Genomic DNA, 16213 nt, shown 5'->3' on the forward strand with positions numbered 1-16213 from the left:
CTATCGGGTATTTTGATCTTGACCGACTTCTTGCATCACTTTTTGCTCTTGGAGTTGCTCAGTTTTGCTTAAACCTTCACGAGACACGATTTCTTTTTGACTTGAAGAGGACGCTCTTTCTGCATGGGTGCCTGTCTCTAGCGCATTTCCTTGCGAGGCAACCGTATCGACCCATTTATTGTGAACACGGGTTTTTTCCCATTGGTAAATGGCTCCAAGTACGGCGCCTGAAACAATTGACACAAAAGGAAATTTCTCAAGTTTCTCAAAGGCCTCTTCGGAAGGGAGCTTCTCCTTCTTAACCGCGTCATACAACATCTTTCCACCTTGGATACCCTTGCCTGGAATGGCAAAGCCCACAGCTCCAAGAGCAGCGCCTTTTAAAATCTGCAATGCCATGCTGCGTGGCTTTAGCTTCGTCGCATCAGCAAAAAGGCCGCTATCGCTTCTAACTTGTACCTGTGTTTTATTACCAAACATAATCTTCTCCTCGTATCCTTAAGCACAGAATATCAGACGAATGTTACCGTTTGATGAAGGTCAGGCAGATTTCTTCAAACCACTACCAATGGCATCGAAGCCGCGCTGCAGATCTGCGATAAGATCGCCCGCATCTTCCAAACCAACCGAGATACGCATGGTACCGTCCGTAATGCCCGCAACGACGCGATGCTCGGGTGAGAGCTGGCTGTGGGTGGTGCTTGCAGGGTGAATGAGCAGACTGCGTGAATCACCAAGGTTCGCGACAAAGGTAAAGAGCTTCAAGCCCTCAATAAACTCAGCCGATTCGGCCATGCCTCCTTTAATATCAAACGTAAAGAGCGATGAGGGGCCCTTCGGCGTGTATTTCTTCGCAAGCTCGTGATACGGGCTATCAGGCAAGCCTGCATAGGTCACTGAATCAACTTGATCATGTGCAGATAGCCACTCAGACACTATCTGCGCATTCTCACAATGGCGATCCATACGCAAATGCAAGGTTTCTAAACCATTCAACGTTAACCAGGCATTCATCGGTTGCTGAGAGGCGCCAATATCGCGCAGGCCAACGCCTTTTGCGTGAACAAATAACGCCATTTTGCCAAATGTCTCAAAGAATTTCATACCGTGATATGCGTCGCAGCCTTCGGTCAAAGCAGGGAAACGATCATCTTTGCCCCAATCGAAATTACCCCCATCCACCAACGCTCCGCCCAAAGCAGAGCCATTACCGGTCAGGTATTTCGTCGTCGAGTACGTCACGACATTTGCACCCCATTCAAACGGACGTAGCAAGTAAGGCGTCGCGAGCGTGTTATCCACAATAAGCGGTATATGATGGCGCTCGGCAACCCGTGCCACTTTCTCAATATCGACCACCACGCCGCCCGGATTTGCCAAAGCTTCAATGAAGATAGCACGCGTATTTTCCTGAATCGCCGCTTCAAAATTATCGACATCATCTGGATTAACCAGCGTTGACTGCCAATTAAAATGCTTCGGGAAGGTATTTGTAAGCTGGCTGGTTGAACCACCGTAAAGACGCTTTGAACCGACAATATGATCACCCGGCAAGACCATTGGCAGGAAGGCAAGCATCTGCGCGGCATGGCCTGAAGCCGCCGCAATGGCACCTACACCGCCATCAAGCGCGGCAAGGCGAGCCTCTAACGCATCGGTCGTTGGGTTAGTTAAGCGACTGTAAACTTGGCCAAACTCGCGCAAATTAAAGCGGTCTGATGCGGATTGTGCATCCGGAAATTCAAACGAAACACTTTGGTAAATCGGTGTTTGCGGGGAGCCAAAAGCAGAATCAGTATCGTTACCGCCGTGAATGGCTTTGGTCGCAAATTTCATATCGTCAGTCGCTTTTCCCATGAAGGATCTCCTTAATTTTGCAAGGATAATGCAGGCTTCAGCACGCAAAAGCAATAAATTCGATAATTTCTTTTACCGAACGTTTCGTTTAGAAAGGTGGATTATGGAAGAAATGCTCTCAGATGTCCTCGCCTCCTATTTGTTCATGGCGATAATGTTAACGATTATCGTCATCAGCTATTACCGCATGGGCGGCGGACGGTTTGATCATGGCACAGAAGAAGAGAACTCAAGCGCCTATGATAGCTTCCAAAAAGGCAAATGGTACAGGACCAATTCCTCGGCCCAATACGACCCGATGAACTCTAGCGGTTCTTCCGGAAACTTAGATCCGAAGCTCGCCGAATCATTACAGGTTTTGGGACTCAAGCACCCCTCAAGCTTAAAGAAAATCAAGAAACGGTACTATAAATTAGCAAAGAAAGATCATCCTGATAACAATCAAGGTTGTCAAGAATCGACCCTTCGTTTCAAGAAAGTGAGCGTCGCCTACGATTTTTTAGAGAAAAATTATAACCCTGAACACTGAACATGTGCGAAAGAGCTGCATTGGTCATGGTTGTATCTCTCACTATTTTGCGCTATAAATGCTGGCTCTAAGTAAGGATACGTCATGACTGCACAGAAAAAAACGAAAAACGAGACTACCGACATCGCTTCAGGTGAGGCAGAAAATACCCAGAAAATGACCGGCGCAGAGATCGTCATCAAGTCGGTGATTGACTGCGGCGCGGATACGATTTTTGGCTATCCAGGCGGTGCAGTATTGCCACTTTATGATGCAATCTTTCAACAGAATCATTTGCGCCACATTCTGGTACGCCACGAACAAGCAGCGACTCATGCAGCGGAGGGCTACGCGCGCTCAACCGGTAAAGCCGGCGTAGTACTCGTTACCTCTGGCCCTGGCGCAACCAATGCCATTACCGGCCTAACCGACGCAATGCTTGATTCTATCCCGATGGTTTGCATTACGGGACAGGTACCAAGCCATTTGATCGGTTCAGATGCATTCCAAGAAGCCGATACAACCGGTATCACACGTGCTTGCACCAAGTATAATTACCTCGTGCAAAACATCGAAGATTTACCCGCCATCGTACATGAAGCTTTCCATGTCGCTACGACCGGGCGCCCCGGGCCTGTCGTGATTGACGTGCCCAAAGATATCCTCAACGAGCTGGGTGAGTATGACCATAGCCATGAATTCCGCCGCGAGCGCTATAACCCCAAAACCGTTGGCAATGCCAGCCGCATTAATGAAGCGATAGATCTTATTGCAACCGCGAAAAAGCCGCTTTTTTATGTCGGCGGCGGGTTGATCAATTCAGGTCTGGATGCGTGCGAAGAACTGCAACTTTTCGTGAAAGAAACCGGCTTCCCAATTACACTTACCTTTATGGGTTTGGGCGCCTATCCGGGCACAGATAAACAATTTTTAGCGATGCCGGGTATGCATGGGTCGCTCGAAGCAAATATGGCGATGCATGACTGCGATGTCATGATCGGGATCGGCGTACGCTTTGATGACCGCGTAACGGGCAAGCTGGACGGCTTCGCACCGAATTCGAAAAAGATTCAGGTCGATATTGATGCCTCTTCTATCAACAAAAACGTAGAAGTCGATATTCCGATTGTTGGTGATGCAGGCACGGTGATTCGTCAAATGCGCAAAGCGTGGCGAGAAAGAGGGCTGAAGCCTAACTCCGCTGATTTAAATAGCTGGTGGAAAGAGATTGAGCTCTGGCGTGCACGCAAAAGCTTCGCCTATGAACAAGGCGAGGAAATCATCAAACCACAATATGCGTTGCAGCGCCTCTATACGCTCGCAAAAGACCGGTCACCCTATTATACCACCGATGTTGGCCAACACCAAATGTGGGCCGCGCAATATCTGAAATTCGACCAACCGTATAAATGGATGAGCAGTGGCGGCCTCGGCACGATGGGCTACGGCCTACCTGCCGCCATGGGCGTGCAAGTCGCACATCCAGACTCACTCACTATCTGCGTGACGGGTGAGGCCAGTTTTATGATGAATATTCAGGAACTCGCCACCGTAGCGCAATATCGTTTACCGGTGAAGATTCTCATCATCAATAACCGCTATATGGGCATGGTGCGCCAGTGGCAGGAAATGTTCCATGGCGACCGCCACTCGGAAAGCTATATGGAGTCACTGCCTGATTTCCAGAAACTGGCCGAAGCATATGGGATCGCCTCGCTCGAATGCGATGATCCGAGCAAAGTCGATGAAACCATCGAGAAGATGCTAAGCATCGATGGCCCTGTGTTAGTGGATATGCGCGTAGATCAGACCGAAAATGTCTATCCAATGATCCCTGCCGGTGCCGCTCATAATCAACTCCTGCTCGGCCCAGATGAGCCGTGGGGCGAGTTGGATAAAAGCCAAGTTTAAGCTTCTGAGCTTCGCAACTATCGACTAAAGAGAAACAGGCCTAAGTTTATTGACTTATTTTCTGACTCTTTGAGCCTGATTCATTGCGCTCGCGTCTTATTTTGTCTAACGATAAAAGAAAAAGACTGGGGACATCATGCGTATTCTTTACGCGCTTAGCCTGCTGGTACTGCTCTGTTCTTGCGCTACCACGGCTAATTTAGAAGAGTTACGCCGCGTAACACCAAGCGGCACGCCCTATGCTATTGCCCTCACCCAGCATTATCTCGCATTTAGTGAGAAAGAAGCCAAGAATCATGATTGGACCGATTCCAGCTATTTCGCTGAGAAAGGCTTGATGGCCGGTTATGGTCAGACCGTGACCGCAGAAGAAATCACCAGCTGGAACATTGACCAGGATCTAAAACCCGAACTTGCTGCCGCGCGCGAAAAACTACTCAGCATGACCGATGCAAAAACGCGGGAGCAGTTCCCTAAGGAAGCTGCCGAAGCCACTTTCGCCTTTGATTGCTGGTTAGAAGAACTGGAAGAGGGCTGGAATAAATATGCCATATCGCATTGCCAGAACCGCTTTGATAAGGCCTTAAATGATCTAGAATTCGCAAAATTGGAAATTGTGGAAAAAGAGCGTATCGCTAACACCGCCTATCTCGTCTATTTCGGATATAATTTAAGCCAGTTTGACCAAGCCTCTAAACAGGTCGTCACGCAAGTCATTGCCGATGTAGTGTTAAGCGAACCTACAGAGATTCTCATTCATGGTCATACAGATAGTAAAGGTGGTGAGAATTACAACATGAATCTCTCGGAGAAACGGGCTCTCAGCGTATTAGAGGCACTCATCGCAGGCGGTATTCCGCCTGAACTTCTCAAATATTTTGCCTTCGGCGAAACGGATCCAGCCGTTGATAAAGGCGAAAATGCGGCCGAGCGTAAAAACCGGCGTGTTGAGATTTTCTTAGGATAGAGCATGCTACACAGCGATTATAGTTTTGCCTCCCTCTGCCTTATCGCCGCGCTAGCGCTCTTCTTTGCGCTTCTACTGCGTATCACAGACGGAAAATTGCGCCTCCTTCGTGCTATTCCCTCGCCGCTCGCCGCTTGGCGTCGTATCTGCGCCAGCTTTGTACAGAAACTCAACCGCCAAGAACGCTCTAGCGGTGCACTGCGTACACGGGGGCGCATCTTGCTTTTTACCCTGCTCAGTTTTGCCTTTCTGTTTGGAATGCTCATGGAAAAGATATTGGTTGAACTGCACAATGATTATCTGGAAACAATCCTGCTCGCACTCATCTTCCTCGCCCTCCCCAACGCGCCGGTACCTAAAAAGAAAGAGGCAGCTACCACCTTCCGCACTGGAATTGAATCAGGAGGAGTTACTCTCCTACAGCATGTCTTAGCTCCTTTAACAGGCTGGCTTTTATTGGGATGGCCCGGTATCTTCATGATGATCACTCTGCTAGGAGTGCGAAAGGCTGTCATGAATATTCAAACTGGCTTTGGTTATTCCATTCGCCGCACCACAAAACTCCTACTCTTTCCGGCAGGTTTGTTGGGCATCGGCATTATCAGCCTCGCCTCCTTCTTCACCAGCAAAGGCAAACCGCTTGCCGCAATGCGCTTAGGGTTTGAGAAAATGCTAACCCCACACATAGCAGTGATGGCCACGATCTCCGAAGCACTACACTTAAGCCTTGGCGGACCCAGCAGCTATTACCTTGACCTATTCGGCAGAGAGTGGCTCGGTAACGGCATCGCACGCTTGCAAGAACCGGACATGAAACGCTGGACCTGGCTCCTCACCATCAGTCACTGCAGCCTGATAGTGCTACTAACCACCTTAGCACTCTTGCTGTAACCTCGAAAGATCGCTACTACTCCATCATGTCCGAAGACCCGAATCCATTTGAAAGCACGAATACTTCCGAGCCTGTCTCGCAGACGCTAGAGAAAATGGCCGACCATTACCGTAATTCGAATCGCGTTACGGTCAGTCAATTACTGCATGGGCTGCGTCATCGTGGATTTGCCGTACTGATGTTAGTGCTCGTGCTGCCTAACTGTGTGCCAGTGCCTATCCCACCGGGCGGCTCCACCCTTTTCTCGATTCCCTTATTTTTCATTGCCGTGCAGATGCTCTGGGGTAAGAATACTCCCTGGATGCCTCGATGGTTACGCGGCAAGTCCTTAGAACAAACTACGATCGATAAGGTAGTACGCATCGCCGCCCCACGCCTAAGATGGGTAGAGAAATTTTTGCACCCACGTTTTAGCTTTACCAATAGCAAAACGGGCGAACGCATCGTTGGTTTTTTATGGCTTATTTTCGCCATTTCTATTGCTGTACCGCTGCCTATGACCAATTTCTTACCCGGTCTTGGGACACTCGTTATGGCACTTGGCATGCTCGGACGTGACGGAGTTATCGTCAGTATCGGTGCCATTATTGGCTTTATCGGGGTCACTTTCACGACCTTACTGCTAATGCTCGGCGTAGAAGCCATCACCGCTCTTTTCCCCTTTTTATCCAGCAGCCTTTAAGAAGCCCAGAAAACAGAGGGGTAGGAAACCTTCTCCACAAGCACAGACAAAATTGTGGATAAACAGAAATCCAACCTTGAAGAATTAACTCAGTTCTCTACAAACATATATAGAGTTTCGATGCACCCAAAAACGCAACATATTGCGGTAAGGGACTAAGAAACCGACAAAATGAGAGCAAAATCTAAAACGTATCCTGCAACTTGCTTGAACTGCTTTAAAGCCCGCTTTTTTTCTTAAAAAGCGGGCTTACTTTATGGGGCGAGGGGCTGCTTTAATTGCGCCCCGGCTGCGCTTGCCTCCTGACCGCGCTTCCACTATTCAAGTCGAACATAAAGGGAAACCAGTCGGGCGAGCGGGGACAAAATAACGCCCCTTTAATCCTGCTTAAACAGAACGTGCTTCATGCTGGTTGGGTTTTCGAGGATTTTACCGATACCAAGCGCGACGCAGGAAAGAGGCTCCTCTGCGTTAAATACAGGGAGGCCTGTTTCATTTGAAACCAATTGGGCAAAGCGTCGCAAGAGCGACCCACCGCCTGTCACAACGACCCCTTTTTCAATAATATCCCCCGAAAGCTCCGGCGGCGTTGTCTCTAACGCGACGAGAATACCATCAATAATCTGCCAGAGTGGGTCGGCGAGCGCATCGGCCACCTGGGCTTCAGAAATCACAATCTCTTTGGGCGAACCACTGGCAAGATCGCGCCCCTTAATTTCCATCGTGACTCCTTCGCTGCCATCTTCAGGCCGCAAAGCCGCACCAATCTGTTTCTTAATCTGTTCAGCCGTCGCCTCGCCAATCAGCAGGTTAAAGGCACGACGCACATAGGAGATGATCGCCTCATCCATCTTATCGCCGCCCACACGCACGGAACGTGAATAGACAATACCACCCAGCGACAGCACAGCGATTTCCGTCGTGCCACCGCCAATATCAATGATCATGGAGCCGGTTGGCTCCGTGACCGGTAAACCAGCACCCACGGCGGCTGCCATCGGCTCTTCCATCAACCAAACCTCACGCGCACCCGCGGCTTCTGCGGATTCTTGAATCGCTCGACGCTCAACCGGCGTAGAACCAGAAGGCACACAAATAATGATGAGCGGACGCGCAAAACTGCTGCCGCTATTAACCTGACCGATGAAATATTTGATCATTTCTTCTGCAGAACGAAAATCCGCAATGACACCATCACGCATCGGGCGGATCGCTTCAATTTTCGCCGGTGTGCGGCCTAGCATCATTTTCGCCTCATTACCGAAAGCATACGGCACCATCTTGCCATTATCCTCGATCATCGCGACCACAGAGGGCTCGTTCAGCACGATTCCCTGCTCCTTAACGTAAACCAAAACATTGGCTGTACCGAGGTCAATCGCCATGTCGGTCGATTTTAATCCAAAAAGTTTGCGAAGAAATTCCATATAAGGCGAATATGCGCGCTCTGTCTGAAATGTCTAGTCATGGATTGCCAGCATGCTAATTTTATGGCATATCAAATCGTAACCTAAAGGATTTTTACCATGCGACTAATGACTGCTTTAGCTGTTTCAACGGCCTTAATGATGACGAGCCCCGCTTTTGCCAAAAATTATACGATGCTTAAAGTGGATGGCGAAGAGATTTCCTATGATGAAGTGCAAGACATTTGGGACGCTTTGTTCCCCGGCGAAGAAGCCGCTCCGCCCATCGATCAATTCGGTGATGCTATTAAAGGCAATGTGGTGCGCGGGATCGTCAGCGAACGTTTGATGCTCAAAGATGCAGAAGCCGGTAAATTACAAGAACGCCGCGATGTGATGAAAAAGATCGCCGCCGCTCGCCGTCAAGTTTTAGTGCAGGAACACCTACGTGTGCGCACGGTCAACACGCCAGAAGCAACGATTAAAAAGCGTTATGACGAAATGGTCAGCAAGATTAAAGGTGGCCAACAGGCGCATGCCAGCCATATTCTGGTAGAAGTAGAAGAGGAAGCCAAAGAGATCAAGACGTTGCTTGATGAGGGCGCAGACTTCGCTCTTACGGCAAAACGTCGCTCTGTCGATGTTGGAAGTTCTGGCGGCGGCGGTGATCTCGGTTTCTTTAATAAAGAACAAATGGTCAAAGAATTCGCAGACGCGGCTTTCACGTTAGAAAAAGACCAAATCTCTGAGCCGGTCAAAAGCTCTTTCGGCTGGCACATCATCAAATTACATGAAAAGCGTGATGTTCCGCTGCCGCCTTACGAAGAAGCGCGCCTAACGATTGAGGAACAAATGCGTCAGGAGGCCAATCAGCAATATATCAAAGACCTGCTTAAAGGCGCCGATATCGACTATCGTGATGCAAAAGGCAAGACGCTAGAATTTCCGATCGAAATTCAGGAAAAATAATGCCCCTCCCTATCTCGCCTTTGGCCCCGAAGAACACTCCCGACCTACCTCCGATCGCAGGGTGTCGCATGGCAGCTGTGGCCAGCGGTATTCGTAAATCAGGCGCGCTTGATTTACTACTCATGGCCTTTGAAGAAGGCACGCAAGTCGCCGGTGTCTTCACCCAGTCTAAAACCTCAGCAGCCCCGGTATTACGCAGTAAGCAGCATGCTGCAGGCGGTCAAGCACGCGCGCTTATCGTCAACTCAGGCAATGCGAACGCTTTTACCGGACAACTCGGCGAGATGGCTGTGAACCAAACACTCGCGACCGCCTCTGGGCTACTTGGCTGCGAACAGGAAGAGTGCTTTGTCGCCTCCACTGGTGTCATCGGCGAACCACTGCCTTATGAAAATATCATCGGTAACTTACCGGATGCGCACAGCGCACTTAGCCATGAGGGCTGGGGAGATGCAGCGAAAGCCATTTGCACCACTGACACTTTCCAGAAACTCGCCACACGAAGCTTCAAGATAGGCTCTGAGACTGTAACACTCAATGGTATCGCCAAAGGTTCTGGCATGATTGCGCCCGATATGGCGACCATGCTCGGCTTTATCGCAACCGATGCTAAGATAGAGGCTGAAGCCTTACAAGAACTCCTGCGCGATGGCACGGAAACGAGCTTTAACGCCATCACCGTCGATTCAGACACTTCCACTAGCGACATGGTGCTACTCTTTGCGACCGGTCAAGGCGCCGAAGTCAAAGGCGATGAGCTAGCGCTTTTCCGCGCTGAACTACATAGCTTAATGCTCGAACTCGCCAAACTCATCGTGCGTGATGGGGAAGGTGCTAAGAAATTCTTTACCGTAAAGGTGACAGGCGCCGCGAATGACGTTGACGCAAAAATAATCGCGATGGCTATTGCCAATTCACCACTCGTTAAGACCGCCATTGCCGGTGAAGACGCCAATTGGGGACGCGTCGTTATGGCGGTCGGGAAATCCGGTGCCGCCGCCGATCGCGATACGCTTAAGATCAGCTTCGGTGAGCATTTACTCACGCAAAAAGGGCAACGTCACTCCACCTATGATGAGGCCATTATGTCTGAATATATGAAACAGCCAGAGCTCACCATTAGCGTCGATATCGGCTTGGGCGAAGGCCAATTCACCGCCTATAGCTGCGATCTGACCAATGGCTATATTGCTATCAACGCAGATTACCGAACTTAGCTTTACCTAATGGCGGTTAGTCGTTAGATTTTGCTTATGCAATTCTTGGTCCCCATCTGTGCTCTCTTTTTACTCACCGCTTGTGGTTTTGAACCTGTGCACGGAACCAAAGTGGCACAATCAAACCCGCTATTGGAAATGATCAAAGTAGAAGTGCCAAGCAAGGGCCGAACGGCACAGATTTACCGGATTGCGCTAGAGGATGCCCTACATCCCGGCAATCAATACCCTGAACCGCGCTACCATCTCGTAAGCCAGCTAGAAGAGACCAAGCAGCCAATCATTATTGAACGCGATGCCCAAATTACACGCTATAATATGGTGCTCAAATCAACCTATGAACTGATTGACATTGCAAGTAGCAAAAAACTATTTTCTAAGCACTCACAGCGTATCTCCAGCTATAATGTCTCCGACTCTGACTTTGCGACCTTCATTGCTGAGCGCGATGCACGCCGCAATGGTATTGAGGCACTGGCTCGCACAACAGCGATGGAGATTGCAACCCGTTTAAAGGCGATGCAATGAAGATCGCACCGGCACAACAAGAAAGTTTCTTCAAAAACCCCGGCGATTGTCGAGCCTTCCTTTTATATGGGCCCGATGAGGGACAAATTCGCACCCAAAGCCGGCAGCTCATTGCCCACTTTCTAGGGCAAAAATATGACACACTTGATCTGACAGAGATACCGGCTGATAGCTTATCTGAGGATCCTACCCGCCTATCTGACGAGCTTAGTAGCTACACCTTAATGGGCGGTGATAGATTGGTCGTTCTACGCCAAGCCAGCAGCGACAATGCCAAAGTCATTGAAGCGGCGATATTGAGTGAGCCTAAACCCGTTTGGCCACTTATCGTGCTCGCAGGGGAGTTACGTCCGACCTCAAAGTTACGCAAAATGTTTGAGGCCGAAAAATCCCTCGCCGCCCTCGCTTGCTACCGCGATGATGCGCGTAAAGTAACGCAAGTACTGGCTGAGAGCTTAAGAGAGCGCAATATCACCTGCGAACAAGGCGTCATTCCTATGCTCGCGGGCAGCCTCGGCAATGATCGCGCTATTACCTTACAGGAAATTGAGAAAATTGACCTCTATCTCGGCGAAGAACGGCATCTAAGCGCCGAGCTTGCACGCAAATTAAGCGGCGATAATAAAGATCACACGCTCGATGAACTTTTCCACGCCGTTTGTGGTGGCAAGGATGGACTAGAAAACACACTCACCCGCTGTTTCAACGAAAATATCCAACCCATTGGAATCTACCGCATGCTTTCCTCACACTTGCAAAAACTACTCAGTATCAAAGCGATGATGGGTAATGGTATTGCGCAAAAGGCCGCTTTCACGCGCCACGGAGTGTTCTTCAAGCAAGAGCCACTTATTAGCCAACAAATAATGCGCTGGAATGATCCAGCGCTTCGTAGCGCTATCAGCGCCTTGCTAGAAGCCGAACGTGAAGCAAAACATGGCGCGTTACCGCCCGAAATGACATGCCGTAACCTGATGCATAGGCTTTCACGCCATGCAGCAGGCAAGAGCCGCCGCACAGCCTAATCGTTCATTCAAAACCGAGGCAGTTATCACACATAACCGCTTAAGCAGCATAGAGCTGATGGAAAAGACCCTTCTTAGCCTGTAGCTGCTTATGAGTGCCTGACTCAACAATCTGCCCACCATCCATCACATAAACTTTATCAACATGCGCGATGGTCGAAAGGCGATGCGCCACAATCACACAGGTGCGCCCCTTCATCAAACGGTCAATGGCCGCCTGAACTAAAGACTCAGACTGCGTGTCCAGCGCACTCGTTGCTTCATCGAGCAATAAAATTGGCGCATCTTTTAGCAACGCCCGCGCAATAGCTAATCGCTGCCTCTGCCCGCCTGAGAGCTTAACTCCGCGCGGTCCAACTCGCGTTTCATAGCCTTCTGGCATCGCCATGATAAATTCATGCGCCGCCGCATCTTTGGCCGCTTGCTCAATCGTGGCCTGATCGGCATCGGGCAGGCCGTAAGCGATATTTGCACCGACCGTATCATCAAAGAGGACCGTTTCTTGGCTCACGAGTGCAATATGTTTGCGCAAACTGCCTTGGGTGACATCACGAATATCAGTACCATCAATGGAGATAGTGCCTGACTGCGGATCATAGAAACGTAATAGCAAGTTCATCAAGGTCGACTTACCGCCGCCTGAAGGCCCCACTAATGCGACAGAACTACCGGCTGGAACGGTAATAGAGACTCCTTCAATACCGCTATCATCGGGATATTGGAAACTCACATCTGCAAGCACCAAAGCCCCCTTATCAACACTCAACGGCGCCGCATCTGGTTTATCCATCACCGCCGCTGGCATATCAAGCACGGAGAATAAACGGCTCGCGGCCGCCATGCCTTCTTGTAATTGCGTATTCATGCCCGCCAGCGTTTTGGCTGGCTTATAGGCCATAATCAGCGCGGTAATGAAACTAAAGAACATGCCGGGTGTGGTCGTTCCATCCATGACTTGCGCCCCACCCCAGCCAATAATACCGGCAATCACAAATCCAGTAAAAAGCTCCATCATCGGGGAAGCCGCCGATTGCACCTTTGCCGCCTTAGCATAAAGCTCATAAAGCGATTCAATCATACCTCCCGCTTTTTCAATCTCGCGATCCTCTTGTGCATAGGCTTTCACCAGGCGCACTCCGGCGAAGGTCTCATCTAACTGACCTGCAAATTCACTCAAATTCGCTTGAGTTTGGCCCGAAATCTTACGCATGCGCTTACCCAAACACATAATCGGCCAGGCTGTCACGGGGAATATCACCACGGCGATAAGCGCTAATTCCCAACTTTGATACAACATCACCGCCACCAAGAAGATAAGGGTCAGCACCTCTTTAATCATGCCCGTAAAGAGCGTCGAAACCGATTGACGCATAATATAAATATCATTGGTAAAACGCGAAATAAGGCGTCCGGATGATGCTTGAGAGAATAAGCCAATATCAGCATGAATTAAATGACGATAAAGCTGCTGCTGCATCGTCGCTAATATGCGCTGACCCATTATCTGGAGAATAAGATTCTGCCCATAGGTCGCTAAAGCCTTCACCGTAAAAATGACCAAAACCGCAATCGGAATAAGCATTAACATCTCGCGCTTCTTATTGAGAAAAATATCGTCCAAAATCGGCTGCATTAACCATGCATTAGCCGCTGTGGTCGCCGCTACCAGCACCATCAAAAATCCGGCAAAAACCATCCGCCTCTTAAAAGGCTTCAAATAATCATGGTACAGGCGCTTTAACAGCACCTTTCCATCACGATTCTCATATTTCTCAAATGGCATGATTGCGCTTTTAACAGATTCCCACCGCTTTGGCGAGTTTTTGGCTTAACTGCCCGCCACCATCATTTCATTTATACGCAAAGTCGGTGTGTTTGTCGCATATTCATAGGTCAAATCATTCGCGGCACTCAGGCCTAAGAACATCTCTGGCAGGGTAGAAGCGATCGTTACTTCAGAAACAGGGTAAGCTAATTTCCCCTTTTCAATCCAAAAACCAGACGCGCCTTGGCTGTAATCACCTGTCACCAGGTTCACGCCCATGCCAAAGGTTTCCACCACATAAAAACCATCTTCAATCTCGCCAATTAAAGACTCTGGGCTTAACTCACCTGCTTCTAACGTGACATTCGTACTACTCGGCGAGGTTCCTGAAGATAAGCCCCGTGCCGCACGACCGTTACTCTGCAATCCTAATTGACGAGCAGAACGACTATCGAGCAGCCAATGATTCAACACACCCTTTTCCACTAAGCTCAGCGCTTCACTCCGGCACCCCTCTCCATCAAACGGGCGCGAGGCCAATCCATTGGCGCGATGCGGTTCATCCGTGATCGTAATGTTAGGATTAAAAATTTGCTCACCGATTTTATCTTTCAAGAAAGACGTCCCACGTGCAACCGCCGCACCTGAAATGGCACCGGTGAAGCTGCCGACCAATCCACGGCCAACACGGGGATCAAATATAACCGGAACCTTACAGGTATCCTTTTTAGAAGGGTTTAAACGTTTTAACGCCCGCTCTGCCGCTTCTTGCCCTATTTCACTGCCGCTTTTCAATGACTTACGATGACGGGCAGTACTATAAGCATAGTCACGCTCCATACCCGTTCCTTCACCCACCAACACACTCGCCGATAGACTAAAAGAGGTTTTTGCATAGGAGCCATTAAAGCCATCACTGGTCAGTAACGTTATGTCGCAACGGCTATAGCCCGCGCTTCCACCCTCAGAATTTGTGACGCCCTCGACCGCCAAAGCGGTTTCCTCAGCTTCACGACATTGAGCCAACAGCCATTCCACTTCAGGCTCATTATCATCAACCATATCCAATTCTGGCCATTCTTTCGCAATGGATTGCGGCTCAGGTAGCCCTGCATAAGGATCTGCCGGTGCCTGCTTTGCAATCGCCACGGCACGTTCCGCAATTTGAAATAAGCTCTCAGTGCGTAAGTCACTCCCGGAGGCCATCCCTTGCTGCTTGCCCATGAAAACACGTAGGCCAATTCCGCCGGATTCCGCACGCTCTAGCTCTTCCAATTCGCCGAGACGTATCCCTGCACTAATACTGGTTGAATTTGCGGCCAGCACGTCGGCGCTCTGGGCGCCTAATTTTTGTGCCATTTCCAATAACTGCTGTGCTTTATCGTTCATCACGTTACCAACTCTCTAATTTCTGCTTCAGGCACTTCCAAGTGTCTCGCTAAGTTCTGTAAATAATCCTCAACACTGGCTTCATATTTTAAGAAATATTGCATGAAGAAGCGTGCAAATGGATTGGGGGTTTTCGAAACTTCGGTGATTTTGATGAAAGTAACCGGCGAGTCCCCTGCCTGTTCTTTCAAACTCGGCGTCTTATCCATCAAACTCATTTTCCATTTTACATCATAAGATAAATGACTCTCTAGCCACTCTACCTTCAAAACATCTGGTTTTGACTGATACCCTGGTACTAAGATGTAGGATTGATTACTTGCTGTACTAATGTGCCACAATGTTTTCTGCGTTTCTGGTGCTGGAACAGCGATCACTTTTTCAATATTTTGATGCCACTCCGCCATTGAATCAAACTCTATTATAAGCTTCCAGAGCTTATTCTGGGAAATTGGGAGAGAAATACCACGTATCACGGTATTCTGTATTGGAAGCGACGAACCGGCTCCGTAAACGCCCAAAACTATTAGAAAAATTGGAAAGAAAATAAGGAAAATAAAACGCATGCGGCATTTATACAAAAGCTGACCTGAAATGCTAGCCCGCTTTTTACTTGACACAATGCCCTAAGCCCGGCAAATAGTACGCCTTCTTGAAGTGGGGGATTAGCTCAGTTGGTAGAGCGCTTGATTTGCATTCAAGAGGTCGCAGGTTCGACTCCTGTATCCTCCACCATTTCTTTCAATAGGTTAGGCAGCTATGGCCAGTCTCATGGAAAATTCTAGGCACCAAATAGGCACCAATGGAAAGCCTTCACTACTTTAGATTTATACATCATTTGATTAACCTCATAACGCAAAGACCGTAGGTTTAAATCCCACCTCCGAAACAAGTCTAACTGACCGTTCGCAAAATATGCTAAGGAGAGAAATGTGCAGATTTTGAGTAAATTCTCAAACTCACAATAGTTTAAAAGTAGGGGCTGACACCTAACATTTAAATTGTTAGGAGTTATTGATGTATATAAAGCATTGTAAGTTATCGAGAAATAAGCAGTTAGAGTTGATAAAATATTTCATTGCGGGTTCTACGGCCAG

At 49.0% G+C, this 16213-nt stretch carries 15 protein-coding genes and 1 tRNA gene; 10 read left to right on the plus strand and 6 right to left on the minus strand.

Going from position 1 to position 16213, the window contains the following annotated elements:
• Both P8P30_00100 and P8P30_00105 read right to left on the minus strand, forming a co-directional pair.
• The gene (locus P8P30_00100) at positions 1-480 is read right to left on the minus strand and encodes a hypothetical protein (protein MDG1285947.1); all 480 of its coding nucleotides are present in this window, start codon (positions 478-480) and stop codon (positions 1-3) included.
• Positions 481-540: 60 nt separating this feature from the next.
• Positions 541-1857 (minus strand): O-acetylhomoserine aminocarboxypropyltransferase/cysteine synthase, encoded by a 1317-nt coding sequence (locus P8P30_00105; protein MDG1285948.1) that lies wholly within the window; start codon positions 1855-1857, stop codon positions 541-543.
• Between the two features lie 103 nt (positions 1858-1960).
• Between P8P30_00105 and P8P30_00110 the strand changes: the two genes are divergently transcribed.
• From P8P30_00110 to P8P30_00130, 5 genes are all read left to right on the plus strand, one after another.
• Positions 1961-2386: a J domain-containing protein gene (locus tag P8P30_00110; protein ID MDG1285949.1), complete on the plus strand. Its 426-nt coding sequence runs from the start codon at positions 1961-1963 to the stop codon at positions 2384-2386.
• Positions 2387-2470: 84 nt separating this feature from the next.
• Positions 2471-4276, plus strand: a complete 1806-nt coding sequence (gene ilvB / locus P8P30_00115; protein ID MDG1285950.1) for a biosynthetic-type acetolactate synthase large subunit — start codon at positions 2471-2473, stop codon at positions 4274-4276.
• A gap of 136 nt (positions 4277-4412) precedes the next feature.
• Positions 4413-5243, plus strand: coding sequence for an OmpA family protein (locus P8P30_00120; protein MDG1285951.1), 831 nt, complete (start codon positions 4413-4415; stop codon positions 5241-5243).
• 3 nt (positions 5244-5246) lie between these two features.
• Complete coding sequence (locus tag P8P30_00125; protein MDG1285952.1) at positions 5247-6134, plus strand: hypothetical protein; 888 nt, start codon at positions 5247-5249, stop codon at positions 6132-6134.
• Positions 6135-6160: 26 nt separating this feature from the next.
• Positions 6161-6817, plus strand: coding sequence for an exopolysaccharide biosynthesis protein (locus P8P30_00130; GenBank protein ID MDG1285953.1), 657 nt, complete (start codon positions 6161-6163; stop codon positions 6815-6817).
• A 377-nt stretch (positions 6818-7194) separates the two neighbouring features.
• Here P8P30_00130 and P8P30_00135 read toward each other — a convergent pair whose 3' ends face one another.
• Positions 7195-8244: a rod shape-determining protein gene (locus P8P30_00135; GenBank protein MDG1285954.1), complete on the minus strand. Its 1050-nt coding sequence runs from the start codon at positions 8242-8244 to the stop codon at positions 7195-7197.
• A gap of 99 nt (positions 8245-8343) precedes the next feature.
• Between P8P30_00135 and P8P30_00140 the strand changes: the two genes are divergently transcribed.
• From P8P30_00140 to holA, 4 genes are read left to right on the plus strand one after another with little or no spacing between them, the layout of a single operon-like run.
• Positions 8344-9192 (plus strand): peptidylprolyl isomerase, encoded by an 849-nt coding sequence (locus tag P8P30_00140; protein MDG1285955.1) that lies wholly within the window; start codon positions 8344-8346, stop codon positions 9190-9192.
• Positions 9192-10409, plus strand: a complete 1218-nt coding sequence (gene argJ, locus P8P30_00145; GenBank protein ID MDG1285956.1) for a bifunctional glutamate N-acetyltransferase/amino-acid acetyltransferase ArgJ — start codon at positions 9192-9194, stop codon at positions 10407-10409. Before P8P30_00140 ends, argJ begins: the two co-directional genes overlap by 1 nt.
• Before the next feature lie 36 nt (positions 10410-10445).
• Positions 10446-10937, plus strand: coding sequence for a hypothetical protein (locus P8P30_00150; GenBank protein ID MDG1285957.1), 492 nt, complete (start codon positions 10446-10448; stop codon positions 10935-10937).
• On the plus strand, positions 10934-11962 hold the full coding sequence (gene holA / locus P8P30_00155) for a DNA polymerase III subunit delta (protein ID MDG1285958.1): 1029 nt from the start codon (positions 10934-10936) through the stop codon (positions 11960-11962). Before P8P30_00150 ends, holA begins: the two co-directional genes overlap by 4 nt.
• Before the next feature lie 40 nt (positions 11963-12002).
• Here the strand turns inward: holA and P8P30_00160 are convergent, their stop codons facing one another.
• The 3 genes from P8P30_00160 to P8P30_00170 are packed head-to-tail and all read right to left on the minus strand — an operon-like array spanning position 12003 to position 15682.
• On the minus strand, positions 12003-13745 hold the full coding sequence (locus tag P8P30_00160) for an ABC transporter ATP-binding protein (GenBank protein MDG1285959.1): 1743 nt from the start codon (positions 13743-13745) through the stop codon (positions 12003-12005).
• Positions 13746-13790: 45 nt separating this feature from the next.
• Entirely contained in the window at positions 13791-15116 is a 1326-nt protein-coding gene (locus tag P8P30_00165) for a TldD/PmbA family protein (protein MDG1285960.1), read from the minus strand.
• Positions 15116-15682: a hypothetical protein gene (locus P8P30_00170; GenBank protein ID MDG1285961.1), complete on the minus strand. Its 567-nt coding sequence runs from the start codon at positions 15680-15682 to the stop codon at positions 15116-15118. Before P8P30_00170 ends, P8P30_00165 begins: the two co-directional genes overlap by 1 nt.
• Before the next feature lie 93 nt (positions 15683-15775).
• On the opposite strand from P8P30_00170, the gene P8P30_00175 reads away from it, so the two are divergent.
• Positions 15776-15851: transfer RNA gene (locus tag P8P30_00175), tRNA-Ala, on the plus strand.
• The last annotated feature ends 362 nt before the right edge of the window (positions 15852-16213 follow it).

It is taken from the genome of Rickettsiales bacterium (genome assembly GCA_029252805.1).
Taxonomy (GTDB): domain Bacteria; phylum Pseudomonadota; class Alphaproteobacteria; order Rickettsiales; family JALZUV01; genus JALZUV01.